The organism is Chitinophagales bacterium (assembly GCA_020636535.1).
Taxonomy (GTDB): domain Bacteria; phylum Bacteroidota; class Bacteroidia; order Chitinophagales; family JADIYW01; genus JADJSS01.
Genome location: JACJXT010000011.1, coordinates 229,877 through 246,976, shown reverse-complemented (window position 1 = coordinate 246,976; position 17,100 = coordinate 229,877). Strand labels below are relative to the sequence as shown.

General features: G+C 33.2%; 28 protein-coding genes. 2 read left to right on the top strand and 26 right to left on the bottom strand.

The window, feature by feature from the left end; translation table 11 throughout:
* Positions 1-17 precede the first annotated feature (17 nt).
* Both glmS and H6553_01520 read left to right on the top strand, forming a co-directional pair.
* On the top strand, positions 18-1,865 hold the full coding sequence (gene glmS / locus H6553_01525) for a glutamine--fructose-6-phosphate transaminase (isomerizing) (GenBank protein MCB9032499.1): 1,848 nt from the start codon (positions 18-20) through the stop codon (positions 1,863-1,865).
* A gap of 49 nt (positions 1,866-1,914) precedes the next feature.
* Positions 1,915-3,717, top strand: a complete 1,803-nt coding sequence (locus H6553_01520; protein ID MCB9032498.1) for an acyl-CoA dehydrogenase — start codon at positions 1,915-1,917, stop codon at positions 3,715-3,717.
* A 152-nt stretch (positions 3,718-3,869) separates the two neighbouring features.
* On the opposite strand, the gene carA is transcribed toward H6553_01520, so the two are convergent.
* The 26 genes from carA to rpsS form a co-directional block, all read right to left on the bottom strand.
* Positions 3,870-4,952, bottom strand: a complete 1,083-nt coding sequence (carA, locus tag H6553_01515) for a glutamine-hydrolyzing carbamoyl-phosphate synthase small subunit (protein MCB9032497.1) — start codon at positions 4,950-4,952, stop codon at positions 3,870-3,872.
* A 77-nt stretch (positions 4,953-5,029) separates the two neighbouring features.
* The gene (gene rplQ, locus H6553_01510; GenBank protein ID MCB9032496.1) at positions 5,030-5,557 is read right to left on the bottom strand and encodes a 50S ribosomal protein L17; all 528 of its coding nucleotides are present in this window, start codon (positions 5,555-5,557) and stop codon (positions 5,030-5,032) included.
* A gap of 32 nt (positions 5,558-5,589) precedes the next feature.
* Positions 5,590-6,585, bottom strand: coding sequence for a DNA-directed RNA polymerase subunit alpha (locus H6553_01505; protein ID MCB9032495.1), 996 nt, complete (start codon positions 6,583-6,585; stop codon positions 5,590-5,592).
* A gap of 44 nt (positions 6,586-6,629) precedes the next feature.
* Positions 6,630-7,238: a 30S ribosomal protein S4 gene (gene rpsD, locus H6553_01500; GenBank protein ID MCB9032494.1), complete on the bottom strand. Its 609-nt coding sequence runs from the start codon at positions 7,236-7,238 to the stop codon at positions 6,630-6,632.
* A 17-nt stretch (positions 7,239-7,255) separates the two neighbouring features.
* Positions 7,256-7,645 carry a 30S ribosomal protein S11 gene (rpsK, locus tag H6553_01495; protein ID MCB9032493.1) on the bottom strand — a complete coding sequence of 130 codons (390 nt, stop codon included), beginning with the start codon at positions 7,643-7,645 and terminating at the stop codon, positions 7,256-7,258.
* 18 nt (positions 7,646-7,663) lie between these two features.
* Positions 7,664-8,041 carry a 30S ribosomal protein S13 gene (gene rpsM / locus H6553_01490; protein MCB9032492.1) on the bottom strand — a complete coding sequence of 126 codons (378 nt, stop codon included), beginning with the start codon at positions 8,039-8,041 and terminating at the stop codon, positions 7,664-7,666.
* 2 nt (positions 8,042-8,043) lie between these two features.
* Positions 8,044-8,160, bottom strand: coding sequence for a 50S ribosomal protein L36 (rpmJ, locus tag H6553_01485; GenBank protein ID MCB9032491.1), 117 nt, complete (start codon positions 8,158-8,160; stop codon positions 8,044-8,046).
* An 8-nt stretch (positions 8,161-8,168) separates the two neighbouring features.
* The gene (gene infA, locus H6553_01480) at positions 8,169-8,387 is read right to left on the bottom strand and encodes a translation initiation factor IF-1 (GenBank protein ID MCB9032490.1); all 219 of its coding nucleotides are present in this window, start codon (positions 8,385-8,387) and stop codon (positions 8,169-8,171) included.
* A 43-nt stretch (positions 8,388-8,430) separates the two neighbouring features.
* Positions 8,431-9,231, bottom strand: a complete 801-nt coding sequence (gene map / locus H6553_01475; protein MCB9032489.1) for a type I methionyl aminopeptidase — start codon at positions 9,229-9,231, stop codon at positions 8,431-8,433.
* Positions 9,232-9,240: 9 nt separating this feature from the next.
* Positions 9,241-10,581: a preprotein translocase subunit SecY gene (gene secY, locus H6553_01470; GenBank protein ID MCB9032488.1), complete on the bottom strand. Its 1,341-nt coding sequence runs from the start codon at positions 10,579-10,581 to the stop codon at positions 9,241-9,243.
* A 7-nt stretch (positions 10,582-10,588) separates the two neighbouring features.
* Positions 10,589-11,035, bottom strand: a complete 447-nt coding sequence (rplO, locus tag H6553_01465; protein MCB9032487.1) for a 50S ribosomal protein L15 — start codon at positions 11,033-11,035, stop codon at positions 10,589-10,591.
* Positions 11,036-11,043: 8 nt separating this feature from the next.
* On the bottom strand, positions 11,044-11,223 hold the full coding sequence (rpmD, locus tag H6553_01460; GenBank protein MCB9032486.1) for a 50S ribosomal protein L30: 180 nt from the start codon (positions 11,221-11,223) through the stop codon (positions 11,044-11,046).
* Positions 11,224-11,225: 2 nt separating this feature from the next.
* Positions 11,226-11,747: a 30S ribosomal protein S5 gene (gene rpsE / locus H6553_01455; GenBank protein ID MCB9032485.1), complete on the bottom strand. Its 522-nt coding sequence runs from the start codon at positions 11,745-11,747 to the stop codon at positions 11,226-11,228.
* A gap of 17 nt (positions 11,748-11,764) precedes the next feature.
* Complete coding sequence (locus tag H6553_01450) at positions 11,765-12,118, bottom strand: 50S ribosomal protein L18 (GenBank protein ID MCB9032484.1); 354 nt, start codon at positions 12,116-12,118, stop codon at positions 11,765-11,767.
* A gap of 12 nt (positions 12,119-12,130) precedes the next feature.
* Positions 12,131-12,688, bottom strand: coding sequence for a 50S ribosomal protein L6 (rplF, locus tag H6553_01445; GenBank protein MCB9032483.1), 558 nt, complete (start codon positions 12,686-12,688; stop codon positions 12,131-12,133).
* Positions 12,689-12,698: 10 nt separating this feature from the next.
* Positions 12,699-13,097 carry a 30S ribosomal protein S8 gene (gene rpsH, locus H6553_01440; protein ID MCB9032482.1) on the bottom strand — a complete coding sequence of 133 codons (399 nt, stop codon included), beginning with the start codon at positions 13,095-13,097 and terminating at the stop codon, positions 12,699-12,701.
* Between the two features lie 32 nt (positions 13,098-13,129).
* Entirely contained in the window at positions 13,130-13,399 is a 270-nt protein-coding gene (rpsN, locus tag H6553_01435) for a 30S ribosomal protein S14 (protein ID MCB9032481.1), read from the bottom strand.
* Between the two features lie 12 nt (positions 13,400-13,411).
* Positions 13,412-13,963, bottom strand: coding sequence for a 50S ribosomal protein L5 (rplE, locus tag H6553_01430; GenBank protein MCB9032480.1), 552 nt, complete (start codon positions 13,961-13,963; stop codon positions 13,412-13,414).
* Positions 13,963-14,307 carry a 50S ribosomal protein L24 gene (gene rplX / locus H6553_01425; GenBank protein MCB9032479.1) on the bottom strand — a complete coding sequence of 115 codons (345 nt, stop codon included), beginning with the start codon at positions 14,305-14,307 and terminating at the stop codon, positions 13,963-13,965. Before rplX ends, rplE begins: the two co-directional genes overlap by 1 nt.
* Position 14,308: 1 nt before the next feature.
* Positions 14,309-14,677 carry a 50S ribosomal protein L14 gene (gene rplN / locus H6553_01420; protein ID MCB9032478.1) on the bottom strand — a complete coding sequence of 123 codons (369 nt, stop codon included), beginning with the start codon at positions 14,675-14,677 and terminating at the stop codon, positions 14,309-14,311.
* A 2-nt stretch (positions 14,678-14,679) separates the two neighbouring features.
* Entirely contained in the window at positions 14,680-14,964 is a 285-nt protein-coding gene (rpsQ, locus tag H6553_01415) for a 30S ribosomal protein S17 (protein ID MCB9032477.1), read from the bottom strand.
* 20 nt (positions 14,965-14,984) lie between these two features.
* On the bottom strand, positions 14,985-15,188 hold the full coding sequence (rpmC, locus tag H6553_01410) for a 50S ribosomal protein L29 (protein ID MCB9032476.1): 204 nt from the start codon (positions 15,186-15,188) through the stop codon (positions 14,985-14,987).
* Positions 15,189-15,200: 12 nt separating this feature from the next.
* Entirely contained in the window at positions 15,201-15,623 is a 423-nt protein-coding gene (gene rplP / locus H6553_01405) for a 50S ribosomal protein L16 (protein MCB9032475.1), read from the bottom strand.
* 26 nt (positions 15,624-15,649) lie between these two features.
* On the bottom strand, positions 15,650-16,366 hold the full coding sequence (gene rpsC, locus H6553_01400; protein ID MCB9032474.1) for a 30S ribosomal protein S3: 717 nt from the start codon (positions 16,364-16,366) through the stop codon (positions 15,650-15,652).
* A 9-nt stretch (positions 16,367-16,375) separates the two neighbouring features.
* A complete protein-coding gene (gene rplV / locus H6553_01395) occupies positions 16,376-16,822 on the bottom strand; it encodes a 50S ribosomal protein L22 (protein MCB9032473.1) in 447 nt (148 codons plus the stop codon).
* An 8-nt stretch (positions 16,823-16,830) separates the two neighbouring features.
* A complete protein-coding gene (gene rpsS, locus H6553_01390) occupies positions 16,831-17,097 on the bottom strand; it encodes a 30S ribosomal protein S19 (protein ID MCB9032472.1) in 267 nt (88 codons plus the stop codon).
* Between the last annotated feature and the right edge of the window lie 3 nt (positions 17,098-17,100).

Here is a 17,100-nt window from a genome sequence, read left to right as displayed (position 1 = left end):
TAAAAAAGGATTTACATATGTGCGGAATTGTTGGTTACATTGGAAAAAAAGAAGCGTATCCAATTGTTATTAAAGGATTAAAACGATTAGAATACAGAGGTTATGACAGTGCAGGCATTGCCTTAATTAATCCAAATAATAAGTTAAATGTATATAAGAAAAAAGGCAAAGTAAAAACGCTAGAAGATTTTATTGCCAATCAAGATATTTCTGGACAAATTGGTATTGGACATACAAGATGGGCTACGCATGGTCAAGCTAACGACATCAATGCACATCCACATATAAATATGCATGGCAATTTAGCTATCATTCACAATGGTATCATAGAAAATTATTCGTCACTAAAAAAAGAGTTAATCAATAGAGGATATGAATTTCGTTCAGAAACAGATACTGAAGTTTTGGCTCATCTTATTGATGAAATTCAAAAAAACACAAAAGTAGATTTAGCAGAAGCCGTTCGACTAGCATTAAATGAAGTAGTTGGTGCATATGCCATTTTAGTTATTTCTTCTGAAGAACCAGATAAAATCGTAGCAGCCAAACTAAGTAGCCCAATGGTAATTGGTTTTGGTACCGATGAATTTTATATTGCATCTGATGGTTCACCACTTGTAGAACATACCAATAAGGTTACTTATTTAGAAGATGGACAAATGGCAGTATTGCATCTTAATGGAGATCAAGAATTTAAAACAATAAAAGACAATAAACAACACAGTCCTTATATTGATGAATTAGAAATGCAACTAGAAGCTATTGAAAAAGGTGGCTATGAGCATTTCATGTTAAAAGAGATAAACGAGCAAGCAGAAGCGGTATACAATAGCATTAGAGGTAGAGTAGATAATAATAAGTTTTGGGTAAATCTTGGTGGAATTATAGAACATGAAAATGCTTTTAAAAATGCAGATAGAATAATTATTGTAGCTTGTGGTACTTCATGGCATAGTGCTTTAATTGGAGAATATCTTATAGAAGACTTAGCACGAGTAAATGTAGAAGTAGAATATGCAAGTGAGTTTAGGTATAGAAATCCAGTAATTAATGAAAATGATATAGTAATTGCTATTTCTCAATCAGGAGAAACTGCCGATACCAAAGCAGCGATAGAGTTGGCAAAATCTAAAGGAGCATTAACTTATGGTATTTGTAATGTAGTTGGTTCTAATATTTCTCGAATGACAGATGCTGGTTCATATACGCATGCAGGACCAGAAATTGGTGTAGCGTCTACAAAAGCATTTACCACTCAAATTAGTATACTAACACTTATTGCTTTACAAATTGCTTATTTAAAAGGAACAATTACACAAACTAAGTTCCACGAATTTATTAATGAGTTAGAAGTGTTGCCTAAAAAAATCAACGAAACACTTAAAGCAGATAAACTAATTCAAAGCATTGCGGCAGAATATCAAGATGTTGGCAATTTCTTGTATTTAGGAAGAGGATATAATTTTCCTGTAGCACTAGAAGGAGCTTTAAAACTAAAAGAAATCTCATATATACATGCAGAAGGTTATCCAGCAGCAGAAATGAAACATGGCCCAATTGCTTTAATAGACGAGAATATGCCTGTAGTAGTAATTGCACCAAGTTCGCAACACTACGAAAAGGTATTGTCTAACATAGAAGAAGTAAAAACAAGAAAAGGTAGAATTATTGCTATTGTTTCTGAAAATGATACCGAAATGGATAAACTTTCAGAACATATTATAAGAATACCAGAAACCTTAGAACCGTTGAGTCCAATTTTATCAGTTATTCCATTACAATTATTAGCATATTATATAGCAGTAATGCGTGGCTGTGATGTTGACCAACCAAGAAACTTAGCCAAAAGCGTTACAGTGGAATAATTTTGTAGTGGAAACAATAAATCTCTACTTATTTTTTTACTTTTGATTCATGAGCAAAATCAATAGCATTTTCCAAGCAGAGCAGTTTTATAACAAAGCACACCTTAACTTTATTCTTTTTGATGTTTTAGGAATTCAAAACCTAGGCACACACAATCACTACGAAGGTTACGACCAAGATGCTATTCAATTGTATTTAGACGCAACCGACCAACTAGCGAAAGAACATTTTCTGCCAATTTGGTTAGCGATGGATAGGAATCAACCTGTATTAGAAAATGGTACAATAAAAGTACACCCTAATGTTAAAAACATTATGCAAATTTGTGGTGAAGGTGGCTGGATAAATGCACTTGCTAAAAAAGAAGTAGGTGGTTTACAAATGCCAATGACGGTTGGTTATGCTGCTAGTTTTATCTTAGGTGCTGCTAATTATTCTGCTACAGCATTTCCGTATTTAACAATGGGTGCTGCACATTTAATAGAAAGTTTTGCTAGTAAACAGCTTCAAGAAAAATACCTTTCTAAAATGTTTAGTGGCAATTGGCAAGGCACTATGGCTCTTACTGAACCAAATGCAGGAAGCTCTTTAAGCGATCTGGTTACTAGTGCAGAAAAAATGAATGATGGTACATACAAAATCAAAGGACAAAAAATATTTATTTCTTGTGGTGATAGCGATGCAGTTGACAATGTGATTCATTTAATGTTGGCAAGAATTAAAGGTGCTCCAAAAGGTACTAAAGGAATATCTCTGTTTGTAGTACCTAAATTTATTGAAGATGAAAATGGCAAGCTTGCTAGCAATGATGTAACAACAGCTGGTGTTTATCATAAAATGGGTTACAAAGGTGCTCCAATTGCTCACTTAATGGTTGGCGAAAATGACAACTGCATTGGTTTTTTGGTTGGCGAAGAAAACAAAGGATTGTCGTATATGTTTCAGATGATGAATGAAGCTAGAATTTCTGTAGGATTACATGCTACTTCTATTGCAAGTGCTGCTTATTACAATGCACTACAATATACAAAAGAAAGAAAGCAAGGCCGACCTATTTCTTCTAAAAATCCAGAAGCAGAACAAATACCAATTATTCAACATGCCGATGTTAAAAGAATATTGTTGTTTCAAAAATCGTTTGTAGAAATTGCTTTAGCATTAGAAATGCAATGTTGTTTTTATGAAGATATGAAAACCATTTCCGAAGGTGAAGAAAAAGAAAAATACCATTTATTGCTAGAATTGTTAACACCAATTGCCAAATCATATCCAGCAGAAACTGCTTGTATTAGCACAAGCTTAGCCATACAATGTTTTGGTGGCTATGGCTATACTAAAGATTTTCCAGCTGAACAATATTACAGAGAAGCAAGAATTCATCCAATACATGAAGGCACAACTGCTATGCATGGCATGGATTTATTAGGCAGAAAAATTATGATGCAAAATGGCAAAGCAACCATGTTGTTAATGCAAGAAGCGTTTAAAGAAATTGCAGTTGCTAAGACAAATGAGGCAATTGCTAACTATGCTATTTTATTAGAGAAAAAATTACAACAACTACAAGAGTTAACTATGATTTTAGTTACAAAAGCACAAAAAAAAGGTGCTGAAGTTTTTCTATCAGATGCTACGCTATATTTAGAGTTGTTTAGTTTTGTTGTAATTGCATGGCAATGGTTGAAATTACTCAATGTATCAAACAAAAAGAATTTAGAAAACTGGCAAAATTTACTAGCAAGTGCTACCTATTTCTTTGAATATGAATTTCCTAAAACAGAAGCATTATTAATTCGACTAAAAAGTGAAGTAGAACTAACTACCAATATCAACGAAAGTGTTTTTGATTGATATTGGTATAAATAATTTTCCCAAATTACGCATTAGAAATTTTAGAGGATAAATGGTAGTGTCCCAAAAAAGATGGAATCATTTTTTTTGTCCATTACATCTATATTAAAAAAGATTCTGAAATAAATTCAGAAAGAAGTTTTAGCTATAAGTTACTTCAACATATTGATAAAATTGTCGAAGAGATAGCGGCTGTCGTGTGGTCCTGGTGATGCTTCTGGATGATATTGTACTGAAAATGCTTTTTTATTTTTTACTGCTAATCCTTCTACGGTGTCATCATTTAAATTGGTATGTGTCAATTCTACAGTATTGGCTTTTTTTACTGCTTCCATATCTACTGCAAAGCCATGGTTTTGTGTTGTAATTTCACCTTTTCCTGTTTGAAGGTTGATTACTGGATGGTTGCCTCCTCTGTGTCCGTGATGCATTTTATAGGTTGGCAAACCCATTGCTCTTGCTAAAATTTGATTGCCTAAACAAATTCCGAAAATTGGCAATTCTTTTTCTAATGCTTGCTGAACTGTTTCTACTGCATAATCCATTACTGCTGGATCGCCTGGTCCATTAGAAATAAAAAAACCGTTGGGTTGAAATTGTAATATTTCATTAAATGATGTTTTTGCAGGAAAGACTTTTACGAAACAATCTCTATTGATGAAGTTTTGTAAGATACTTTTCTTTACACCTAAATCAAGCACAGCAACTTTGTAGTTGGCTTGTTCGTTGCCCAATGTATAAGTAGTATTGGTAGTTACTTTTGATGATAATTCTAATCCTTCCATAGATGGTGCTTCTTGCAACAATTGTTGTAGTGTTGCTTCGTCTGTTCCGTCAGAACAAATAATACCATTCATTGCTCCTTTGCTACGAATGTGTTTGACTAGTTTTCTAGTGTCGATGTCTGCAATGCCTACCAAATTGTTTTTTTCAAAGTAAGCTTGTAAGTCTTCGTTGGCTTGACTTCTAGAATAGTTATGTGCAAACTCTCTACAAATTAAACCTGCTATTTGTATATTGTTCGATTCGTTTTCTGTGTCGATGGTTCCATAATTACCTACATGCACATTAGTGCTAATGAGTAACTGACCAAAGTACGATGGATCTGTAAATAACTCTTGGTAACCTGTCATTGAAGTATTAAAACAGATTTCGCCAATGGCTTTGCCTATTTTTCCACAACTTGTTCCATACAATTTTGTTCCGTCTTCTAGTAGTAGTACTGCTTTATTCATGTTTTAGCGTTTTCCAAAAATAAAAAAAGGATAGCCATATAAAAAGCTATCCTTTTACAATTTATCCAAATTTAATTTTAAGCTTGTGGATTGTCATTATTTTCTTCTTGAGTTGGTTCTTCAACTACCTCAACCTCTTCTACTTTTTCCTCAACTTTTGGTTCTTCTTTTTTCGTTGCTGTTTTACCACCTCTTCTGCTTCTTCTAGTTTTCTTTTGTTCTACATCTGCAGATGAGTTATAAGTTTCATTGAAGTCTACTAATTCAATAATTGCCATTTCTGCATTATCACCTAGTCTAGCACCAAGACGAATGATTCTTGTATATCCACCTGGTCTATCTCCTACTTTTGGTGCAACCACATCAAATAATTCTTTAGCTGCTTCTTTGTTTTGCAAACCACTAAATGCTAAACGACGATTGTGTGTAGTATTTTCTTTAGCTTTAGTAATAATTGGTTCTACATATTTTCTCAACTCTTTCGCTTTTGCCAAAGTAGTTTCAATTCTTTTATGTACTATTAAAGCAGACGATAAATTTTTGAGTAAAGCACTTCTATGTCCGTACTTTCTTCCTAAGTGATTAATTTTATTTCCGTGTCTCATTTTCTAAAATTTAATTAGCTATGCTAATATGATTAATCTTCGATTTTAAATTTAGATAAGTCCATACCAAAGTGAAGTCCTTTTTCTATAATTAATTCTTCGATTTCTACTAAAGATTTTCTACCAAAGTTTCTAAATTTCAATAGTTCATTCGTATCGTACTGAACTAATTCTGCTAATGAATTAATTTTTGCAGCTTTCAAACAGTTGAATGCACGAACTGATAATTCTAAATCTTCAAGTGGTGTTTTAAGCATTTTTCTCATATGTAAGATATGCTCGTCTACTACTTCTTCTTTAGCTTTATCTTCTGTATCGAAAGTAATATTTTCATCAGAGATTAACATTAAATGCTGAATCATAATTTTTGCAGCTTCTTTAATGGCATCTTCTGGATGAATAGTACCATCTGTTTTAATGTCGATGATTAGTTTTTCAAAATCTGTTCTTTGCTCTACACGCGTATTTTCAATTCTGTACTTTACATTTTTGATTGGTGTATAAATTGAATCTACTGCTATAGTGTTTACTGCTGCACCATCTAAGTAGTGATCTTCTGCAGGAACATAACCTCTACCTCTACCAACAGAAATTTCCATTTCTATGTTTATACCTTTGTCCATATTACAAATTACCAACTCTGGATTTGTAACTTGAAATACATTAGTATGTGCTTCTATGTCTGCTGCTGTAAATTGCTCTTGACCTTTTAATGAAAGATAAATTTTTTCGAAACCAGCATCTACATCTTGTAGTACTCTTTTTAATCTAACTTGTTTAAGGTTTAAGATAATTTCTGTTACATCTTCTATTACACCTTTAATAGTAGAGAATTCGTGTTGAACGCCTGCTATTTTAACAGAAGTAATGGCATAACCTTCTAGAGAAGATAATAAAATTCTTCTTAGTGCATTACCAATAGTATTACCAAAGCCAGGTTCTAATGGAGCAAACTCAAATGTTCCTTCAAAATCTGTAGCTTTTTGTAGTAAAATTTTATCTGGTTTTTGAAATGATAATATTGCCATATTTATAAATTCTTATTTTTAAAATAATATATTAAACTGAACTATTATTTAGAGTACAACTCTACGATTAATTGTTCTTTAATATTTTCTGGAATTTGATCTCTTTCTGGAATTTCTACATATTTTCCTTCTAGTTTTTCATCGTTAAATTCTAACCAAGGATATTTTTTAACTCTTCCAGTACTTACTGTTTCTGTAATTAATTCTAAGTTTTTAGATTTTACTCTTACGCCAACAACATCTCCAATTTTTAAAGTGTAAGATGGAATGTTTACGATTTGACCGTTTACTGTAATGTGTCTGTGAGCAACTAATTGACGAGCAGCATTACGAGTTGGTGCTAAACCTAATCTAAATACGGTGTTGTCTAATCTTAATTCTAATAATTTTAATAAGTTTTCACCAGTTACACCGTGTTTACGAGATGCTTCTTTAAAGATGTTTAAGAATTGTCTTTCTAGTAAACCGTAAGTATATTTTGCTTTTTGCTTTTCTTTAAGTTGAATAGCATATTCTGATTTAGTACCTCTTCTTTTAGAAGGGCCGTGTTGACCTGGAGGATACTTTCTTTTTTCGTATGATTTATCGTAACCATAAATAGGATCACCGAATGATCTTGCTTTTTTGGTAGTTGGTCCTGTATATCTTGCCATTGTTTTTCTTTTTTAAATTATACTCTTCTTCTTTTTGGAGGACGACATCCGTTGTGAGGAAGTGGTGTTACATCTCTAATAATAGTAACATCAATACCTATAGCAGCAACCGTTCTAATAGCTGACTCTCTACCACTACCTGGTCCTTTTACAAAAACTTCTACTTTTCTCAAACCAGCATCGTAAGCTACTTGACCTGCGTCTTGAGCAGCGATTTGAGCAGCATAAGGTGTACTTTTCTTAGAGCCACGGAAACCATTTTTTCCTGCACTACTCCAAGAGATTACTTGACCTGCTTTGTTGGTAAAAGATATAATGATGTTGTTAAAAGTAGATTTGATATAAACATATCCTTCGGCTTCTACTTTAACTACTCTTTTTTTGGTTGTTTTTTTAGCTTGTGCCATTCTATTAAAATTTATCTATTATTTAGTAGCTTTTTTCTTTCCAGCAACAGTTTTCTTCTTACCTTTTCTAGTTCTAGCGTTTCTTTTGGTGTTTTGACCTCTAACTGGTAATCCTTTTCTGTGTCTGATACCTCTGTACGAACCGATGTCCATTAATCGTTTGATGTTTAATTGAACTTCTGAACGCAAAGCACCTTCTACTTTAAACTCTTCGTTGATGATGTTTCTGATAGCAGTTTGCTCATCATCGTTCCAATCGTTTACTTTTTTATTTTCGTCTATACCAGCTTTGTTTAAGATATATTTTGCTCTAACTGGTCCAATACCATAAATATAGGTTAAGCCAATGCAACCTCTTTTATTTTTTGGTAAGTCTATTCCTGAAATTCTAGCCATAATTAACCTTGTCTTTGTTTAAATCGTGGATTTTTTTTATTAATCACATAAATTTTTCCTTTTCTGCGTACAATAACGCAGTCTTCACTTCTCTTTTTTACTGATGCTCTTACTTTCATCTTATATTTTATTTATATCTAAAAGTTATTCTACCTCTATCTAAATCATACGGAGAAATTTCAACCGCTACTTTGTCTCCAGGTAAAATTCTAATGTAATTCATTCTCATTTTTCCTGAAATGGTTGCCAATATTTCGTGGTCATTTTCTAACTTCACTCTAAACATTGCATTTGATAATGCTTCTGTTATCACTCCGTCTAATTTTATTAAGTCTTGTTTCGCCATATTTTATATCCTTCCGAATTTCGGACTGCAAATATCGTAATAATTAAAGAAAATCTTCAATATATTGCGACTTTTTTATTTCTTTTAATATTAAATTATGATCACTTAACACTTCTGCTTTGCTTTTCATAACTGCAACAGTATGTTCGTAATGTGCTGCTGGTTTCCCATCGGCAGTAACTATTGTCCAGTTATCGCTAAGCTGTTTAACATTCCAAGTGCCTAAATTAATCATAGGTTCGATGGCAATTGTCATTCCTTCTTTAAGTTGTGTACCTTTGCCTCTTTTGCCATAATTTGGAATATTAGGTGCTTCGTGCAGATTTCTACCAATACCATGACCTACTAAATCTCTAACAACGCCGTATCCTTTTTGCTTTTCTGCATAGTTTTGAATAGCAAAACCAATATCGCCAACTCTATTGCCAGCAACAGCTTGGTCGATGCCTAAAAACAAAGCATTGTAAGTAGATTGTAGCAGTGCCTTGGTTGATTCGCTAATTTTTCCTACTGGAAAAGTAAAAGCTGAATCGCCATGATATCCATTTTTATAAACGCCACAATCTATAGACAATACATCTCCTTCTTGTATGATATAATCGCTTGGAAAACCGTGTACTACTTGCTCATTTACAGAAATGCACAAGCTAGCAGGAAAGCCATTGTATCCTTTAAAAGATGGTGTTGCTTGATTGGATTTTATAAAATCTTCTGCAATTTGATCTAATTTTTTTGTTTGGACACCAGGTTGAATAAATTCTACCAGTGATGCCAAAGTTTTGCTAACAAGTAAAGAACTCTCTTTTATTAATTCAATTTCTGCTGGACTTTTGATCGTAATCATATCCGACAATTAGAAACCTGAATCGCTATATATTCTACCTTTTAATCTTGAACCAGTTTGGGTTAATCCATCATAATGACGATTGAGTAGATAAGTTTCAATTTGTGTCATTGTATCTAACACTACTGCTACAAGTATTAATAATGAAGTTCCACCAAAGAAATAAGCAAATTGACTATTTACGCCTAACATTTTGGCAAATGCTGGCATGATAGCAATTAAACCTAAGAAGATAGAACCAGGTAAAGTTATTCTTGATAAAATAGTATCTATATATTCGGCAGTGCTAGCTCCAGGTTTTACACCAGGAATGTAGCCATTGCTTCTTTTTAATTCGTCTGCCATTTGTGTTGGATTCATGATAAGTGCTGTATAGAAATAAGTAAACAACACTACCATTAAAAACATAATAATATTATATGGTACAGAAGTAAAATCTGTCATTTTGTGTAAAAGACCGCTAGCAGAGCTATCTGGAAATAATTGTGCTACTGTAGCTGGAATAAATAAGAATGCTTGTGCAAAGATAATTGGCATTACACCTGCTACATTTACTCTTAATGGTAAGAAACCTCTACTACTGTTATATGCTGCATTGCCTTGCATTTGTTTTGCATAACTTAAAGGCACTTTTCTAATAGCTTTAATTAACATTACTGTTGCTACTACTACTGCTGTTAATAGTGCTAATTCTATCATTAACATTAAAATACCACTACCACCTGCTGCAAATCTTGCTTGTACTTCTGCAATAAATGAACCTGGTAATTTTGCAATAATGTTTGCCATGATAATGATTGATGTACCATTACCAATTCCTCTTTCTTGAATTTGCTCTCCTAACCACATTACGAATACGGTACCACCTGTTAAACATGCTACTGTTGTTAACCAAAAAGTAAACATATTTAAATCTTGGCTCATTGGCACTGTGCCTGTTAGGAATTTTACATATGCTGATGCTTGGAACATGGTTACGAATACGGTACCAATTCTTGTATAATTTGTAATTTTCTTTCTTCCGCTTTCTCCTTCTTTTTGTAATTTTTGGAAATACGGAACTGCTAGTGTAAGTAACTGCATTACAATTGAAGTAGAAATATATGGCATGATACCTAATGCAAAAATGGCTGCTCTAGAGAAAGCACCACCTGCAAATAAATCGAACATGCCCATAATACCTTTGCCACTTTGACTTTGTAAGTTGTTTAATGCGGCAGGATCTATTCCTGGTAAAACTACATAACATCCGAAACGATAAATAAATAATAGTGCTAGCGTAAGTAAGATTCGATTTCTTAGCTCCTTAATAGTAAATATATTTCTTATCGATTCAAAAAATCTGTTCATAATACAATTATATAATAGTAGCTACGCCACCAAGTTTTTCAATTGATTCTTTAGCTTTAGCACTAAAAGCATGAGCATGAATATTAATTTTAGTTGTTAAGTCGCCATTTGCTAATACTTTTAGTTTATGCGACTTTTGAATAATTTTCATTTCTCTAAGCTTTTCGTAAGTAAAGTCTGTTACGCCAAACTTATCTGCTAGTGCTTGTAAGTTAGCTAAGTTAATTACTTCGAACTCTACTCTGGTTGGATTTTTGAAGCCACCTTTAGGTAGTCTTCTTTGTAAAGGTGTTTGACCACCTTCAAAACCTCTTTTAGATTTATAACCAGAACGAGATTGTGCTCCTTTATGTCCTTTTCCAGCTGTACCACCTTTACCAGAACCTTGACCTCTGGCTATTCTCTTTCTTTTTTTAACTGCTCCTTTAGCTGGTTTTAAGTTATTTAATGAGATGCTCATTATTAAATATTTTCTACAATTAATAAATGTTTTACTTTCTCTATCATTCCACTAACTTGTGGTGATAGTTCTTTTTCTATTGAGTGATTGATTTTTCTAAGACCAAGCGCTTTTACAGTATCTTTTTGTCTTTTAGTTTGACCAATTACACTTCTTACTTGAGTTAATTTAACCTTAGCCATAATTATCCGTTAAAAACTTTACTTAATTTAATACCTCTGTCTTTAGCTACTGTGTATGGATCTCTCAACATTGTTAAAGCTTTAATAGTAGCTTTAACCACATTGTGTGGATTTGATGATCCTTGAGATTTTGCTAATACATTGTGTACGCCAGCACTTTCTAAAACGGCACGCATAGAACCTCCTGCGATAACTCCTGTACCATCTGAAGCTGGTTTAATTAATACTTTAGCACCATCGAACAAAGCTAATTGTTCGTGAGGAATTGTACCTTTAAGAATAGGAACTTTGAATAGGTTTTTCTTAGCATCGTCTATACCTTTAGCGATAGCACCTTGTACCTCTCTTGCTTTACCCAAACCAAACCCTACTGTTCCATTTTCATCGCCAACAACTACTAGTGCTGAAAAGCTAAAAGTTCTACCACCTTTTGTTACTTTGGTAACTCTTTGAATGCTCACCACTTTGTCTTTCAACTCTAGTTCTGCAGCTCTTACTTTATTTTCTTTTACTTTATTTTGCATAACTTATAAATCTTAATTTAGAATGATAAACCAGCTTCTCTAGCAGCATCGGCTAATGCCTTAACTCTACCGTGATACAAAAACCCATTTCTATCAAATTTTACAGCGTTAATGTTTAGTGCTTTAGCTTTTTCGGCAATTGCAGTACCTACTTCTTTAGCTTGTTCTGTTTTTGTTTTGCCTTTTTGCTCCACTTTCGCTGTAGAAACTGTTGAGAGTGTTTTTCCTGCAACATCATCAATTAAGCTAGCGTAGATATGTGTGTTGCTTCTGAATACACATAGTCTTGGCATTTCTGCTGTACCACTTACTTTTTTTCTGATTCTGTATTTTAATTTAACTCTACGAGTTATTTTATTTTTACTTATCATTGCTTAAACATTTTATTTTTTAGCGGCAGATTTACCTGCTTTTCTTCTAATTTGTTCGCCTACAAAACGGATACCTTTTCCTTTGTATGGCTCGATTTTTCTGATTGATCTTAACTTAGCTGCTACTTGACCTACTAATTGTTTGTCAATACTTTCTAAGATAACTCTTGGTGGTTGACCTTTAACTGTTTCTGTAGATAATTTGATTTCATCTGGCATTAATACATATACTGGATGTGAGTAACCTACAGCTAGTTCAAGTAGTTGACCTTGATTGGTAGCTCTAAAACCAACACCTACAATTTCTAGTTCTTTTTTATATCCTTCGGAAACACCAATTACCATGTTGTTGATTAAAGCTCTATATAAACCATGTAGTGCTTTGTGTCTTTTTTGGTCTGTTGGTCTTTCTACAGCAATTTGTCCATCTTCAACTTTAACTGTAATATCTCTGTCTACTGGTTGTGTTAATGTTCCTTTTGGTCCTTTAACTGTAATGACATTTTTATCAGAGACTGAAATTTCTGTTTTGTCTGGAATACTTATGGGTGCTTTTCCTACTCTTGACATTTCTAATTATTTATGATATTAAACATAATATTTCGCCACCAACATTTTGTTGTTTAGCTTGTTTATCTGTCATTACTCCTTTAGAAGTTGACATAATAGCGATACCTAATCCGTTTTTTACTCTAGGAATACCATCTACATGTGTATATCTTCTTAAACCTGGTTTAGAGATTCTAATTAGTTCTCTGATTGCAGGTTCATGTGTTCTTGCATTGTATTTTAATGCAATTTTGATGATTCCTTGAGGTCCTTCTTCTTCGAATTTATATTGTAAAATATATCCGTTTTCGAAAAGGATTTCGGTAATTTTTTTCTTTAAGTTAGATGCTGGAATGTCTACGATTCTGTGACCTGCCATTTGTGCATTTCTAATTCTTGTAAGATAATCTGATATAGGATCTGTAACCATCTCCTTGAAATTTTAATTTTTAATAATAATTTTTACCAACTTGCTTTTGAAATTCCTGGAATTTGACCGTTTCTTGCTAGGTCTCTGAATTGAATTCTAGAGATGCCAAAGAAACGCATGTATCCTCTTGGTCTTCCAGTTAATTTACATCTGTTTCTATATCTTACTGGACAAGCATTTTTAGGTAATTTATCTAATGCTTCCCAGTTTCCTTCTTTTTTCAATTGCTCGCGTTTAGCTTTATATTTAGCAATCATTTTTGCTCTTTTTGCATCACGCGCTTTCATTGATTCTTTTGCCATCTATTTTATTTTTTATTTTTTCTTAAAAGGTAATCCCAATGCAGATAATAAGGCGAAAGCTTCGTCATCTGTTTGAGCTGTTGTAACCATAGTAATATCCATTCCACTAATTCTATTGATTTTATCAATGTCTATTTCTGGGAAAATGATATGTTCTTTAATTCCTAAGGTATAGTTTCCTCTTCCGTCGAAAGCTTTTTCGTTAACGCCTTTAAAGTCTCTTACTTGAGGTAAAGCCACAGCGATTAATCGGTCTAAGAACTCATACATTCTATTGCCTCTAAGTGTAACTTTAACACCGATTGGCATATCTTCTCTTAGTTTAAAGTTTGATATTGCTTTTTTAGATTTAGTGGCAACTGCTTTTTGACCTGTTATTCTTGATATTTCATCAACTTGTGTGTCAATAATTTTTTTGTCGCCTACAGCAATACCTACGCCTTGGTTAACTACTATTTTTGTTAACTTAGGTACTTGCATAACTGATTTGTAGTTGTACTTTTCTTGAAGTGCTTTAACTACTTCTTCGTTATACTTTTGCTTTAGTCTTGGTGTGTAACTCATTATTTAACTACCTCCCCAGTTTTTTTAGCAATTCTTACAATTTTTCCATTCTCGTCTACTTGGCGTCCTATTCTTGTAGCTTGACCACCTACTACTACCATTAGGTTAGAGATATTGATTGGTGCTTCTGCTTCTACGATTCCGCCTTGTTGATTTTGTGCATTTGGTTTAGTGTGTTTTTTTACAATATTTATACCTTCTACCAATGCTTTATTTGTTTTTGGATACACCTCTAATACTTTGGCTTCTTTACCTTTATAGCTTCCTGAGATAACTACAACAGTATCGCCTTTTTTTATTTTTGATTTTGGTGTAAACCTTTTATTATTTGATGTCTTTTTCATGTTATAGTACTTCTGGTGCTAATGAAACAATTTTCATATAATCTCTATCTCTTAACTCACGAGCAACAGGACCGAAGATACGCGTACCTCTTGGCTCGTCGTTATTGTTTAAAAGTACAACGGCATTGTCATCGAAACGAATATAGGTACCGTCTTTTCTTTTAATTTCTTTTTTTGTGCGGACGATAACTGCTTTAGAAACTTGTTTTTTCTTAACATTACCTCCAGGCACTGCTTCTTTTACAGAAACTACTATTTTGTCTCCAATAGTAGCATATCTAGCTTTGGTACCTTTAAGTACTCTGATGCAAAGTACTTCTTTGGCACCGCTATTATCTGCAACTCTTAATCTAGACTCTGTTTGTATCATGACTATTTTGCTCTTTCAATTATTTCAACTAATCTCCATCTTTTGGATTTAGACAATGGTCTTGTTTCCATTATTCTAACTGTATCACCGATATTGCATTCGTTTTTTTCATCGTGTGCATGGAATTTTTTAGTTTTTTTCATAAACTTACCATACATAGGATGTTGTAGCTTTCTTTCTACAGTAACTGTGATAGTTTTATCCATTTTGTTAGAAGAAACGATTCCTATTCTGGATTTTCTTTCCTTTCTAACTATATTGTTTTCTATTGTATTTGCTTCGCTCATAGCTTTTGCAATTTAGCTTATTAGTTATTTAATTCTCTTTTTTTAAGTTCTGTTTTAATTCTTGCAATTGTTTGTCTTGTTTCTTTAAGTACATTAGTATTTTCAAGTGGACTAACTGCATGATTAAATCTCATTTTTGTCAATTTTAATTTGTTAGCAGCTAATTCGTTGCTTAAATCTTCTACTGACATTTCTACAAATTCTTGATACTTTTTACTTGGCATCTTTATCAATTTTTAATTTCCGTCGTAATCTCTACGCACTACAAATTTTACTTTTACTGGTAGTTTTTGAGCTGCAAGATTTAAAGCTTCTTGAGCTGTTTTCATTGGTACACCTTCAATCTCAAACATTATTCTACCTGGTTGTACTAAAGCCACCCAATGGTCTAAAGCACCTTTTCCTTTACCCATACGCACCTCTGCTGGTTTTTTAGTCATTGGTTTATCTGGGAAGATTTTAATCCACACTCTACCTTCTCTTTTCATGTGTCTGGTAAGTGCAATACGAGCAGCTTCTATTTGTCTGCTGGTAATTCTACCTTCATCAAGAGATTTTAACCCGAAAGAACCAAATGCTAGCTCATGACCTCTATGAGCGATGCCTTTATTTCTTCCTTTTTGTACTTTTCTAAATTTTACTTTCTTAGGTTGTAACATGACAACTACTGTTTTCTAGTTTACAATTATTTTCTTCTTCCTCCGCCTCTATTATTTCCTCTTCTAGGAGCTTTTTTGCTATTTTCTTCTACTCCTACATTTGGAGATAAATCTCTTTTTGTTAGTACTTCTCCTTTACAAATCCACACTTTAACGCCTATTTTACCGTAGATAGTGTTGGCTTCTTTTATAGCATAGTCTATATCTGCTCTAAAAGTATGTAATGGTGTTCTACCTTCTTTATATTCTTCAGAACGAGCCATCTCTGCACCGCCTAAACGACCTGAACATTTAACTTTAATACCTTCTACACCTAATCTCATTGCAGAAGCGATAGCCATTTTAACTGCTCTACGGAAGTTAACACGCGCTTCTAATTGTTTGCAAATTGTTTCGCCTACAATTGCTGCATCGATTTCTGGTCTTCTTACTTCAACGATATTGATTTGTACATCTTTTTTAGTAAATCTTTTGATTTCTTCTTTGATGCTGTCTACTTCGCTACCATTTTTACCAATGATAATACCTGGTCTTGAAGTATGGATTGTAATAGTAATACGGTTTAGAGTTCTTTCTATAATTACTTTAGAAACGCCACCTTTTTGAATTCTTTTGTCTAGGTATTTTCTAATTTTTTGGTCTTCAACTAATTTGTCGCCGAAGTTTTTACCTCCGTACCAATTAGAATCCCATCCTCTGATGACCCCTAACCTATTAACTATTGGATTTGCTTTTTGTCCCATTTATCTAAATCAATTTTCGTTATTTTCAATTTGTTCTTCTTCAACTACCTCTGTTGCTAATTGTTGATTTCTGCTATCCAATACAATGGTAACATGGTTAGATCTTTTTCTGATTCTGTAAGCTCTACCCATTGGAGCTGGCAAGAATCTTTTTAAGGTTCTACCACCATCAACAAAAACTTCTTTTACAAATAGTTCGCTTTCATCAGCAGCCATTTCAAATTTATTTTCCCAATTGGCAATTGCAGAACGCAACAATTTCTCCATAGTATTTGATGCGTGTTTAGTAGAGAATGTTAAGATATTTAATGCTTGCATTACATCTTTACCTCTGATAGCATCGGCAACTAATCTCATTTTTCTTGGAGAAGTAGGTACACCTACAGCTTTTGCACTGCATTGTGTACTCTTTTGTTCTTTTCTAGCTTTTGCTGCTATTTGTTTTCTTGCTCCCATTACTATAATTATTTTCTATTACCTGAATGTCCTTTAAACTGTCTTGTTGGAGAAAACTCTCCTAATTTATGCCCTACCATATTTTCTGTTACATAAACAGGAATAAATTTATTTCCATTATGAACTCCGAAAGTATGTCCTACGAAATCTGGTGTAATTAATGATCTTCTAGACCATGTTTTGATAATTGTTTTTTTACCAGATTCATTCATATCATCTACTTTTTTTTGAAGATGGTATGCTACATAAGGCCCTTTTTTTAAACTTCTAGCCATGTT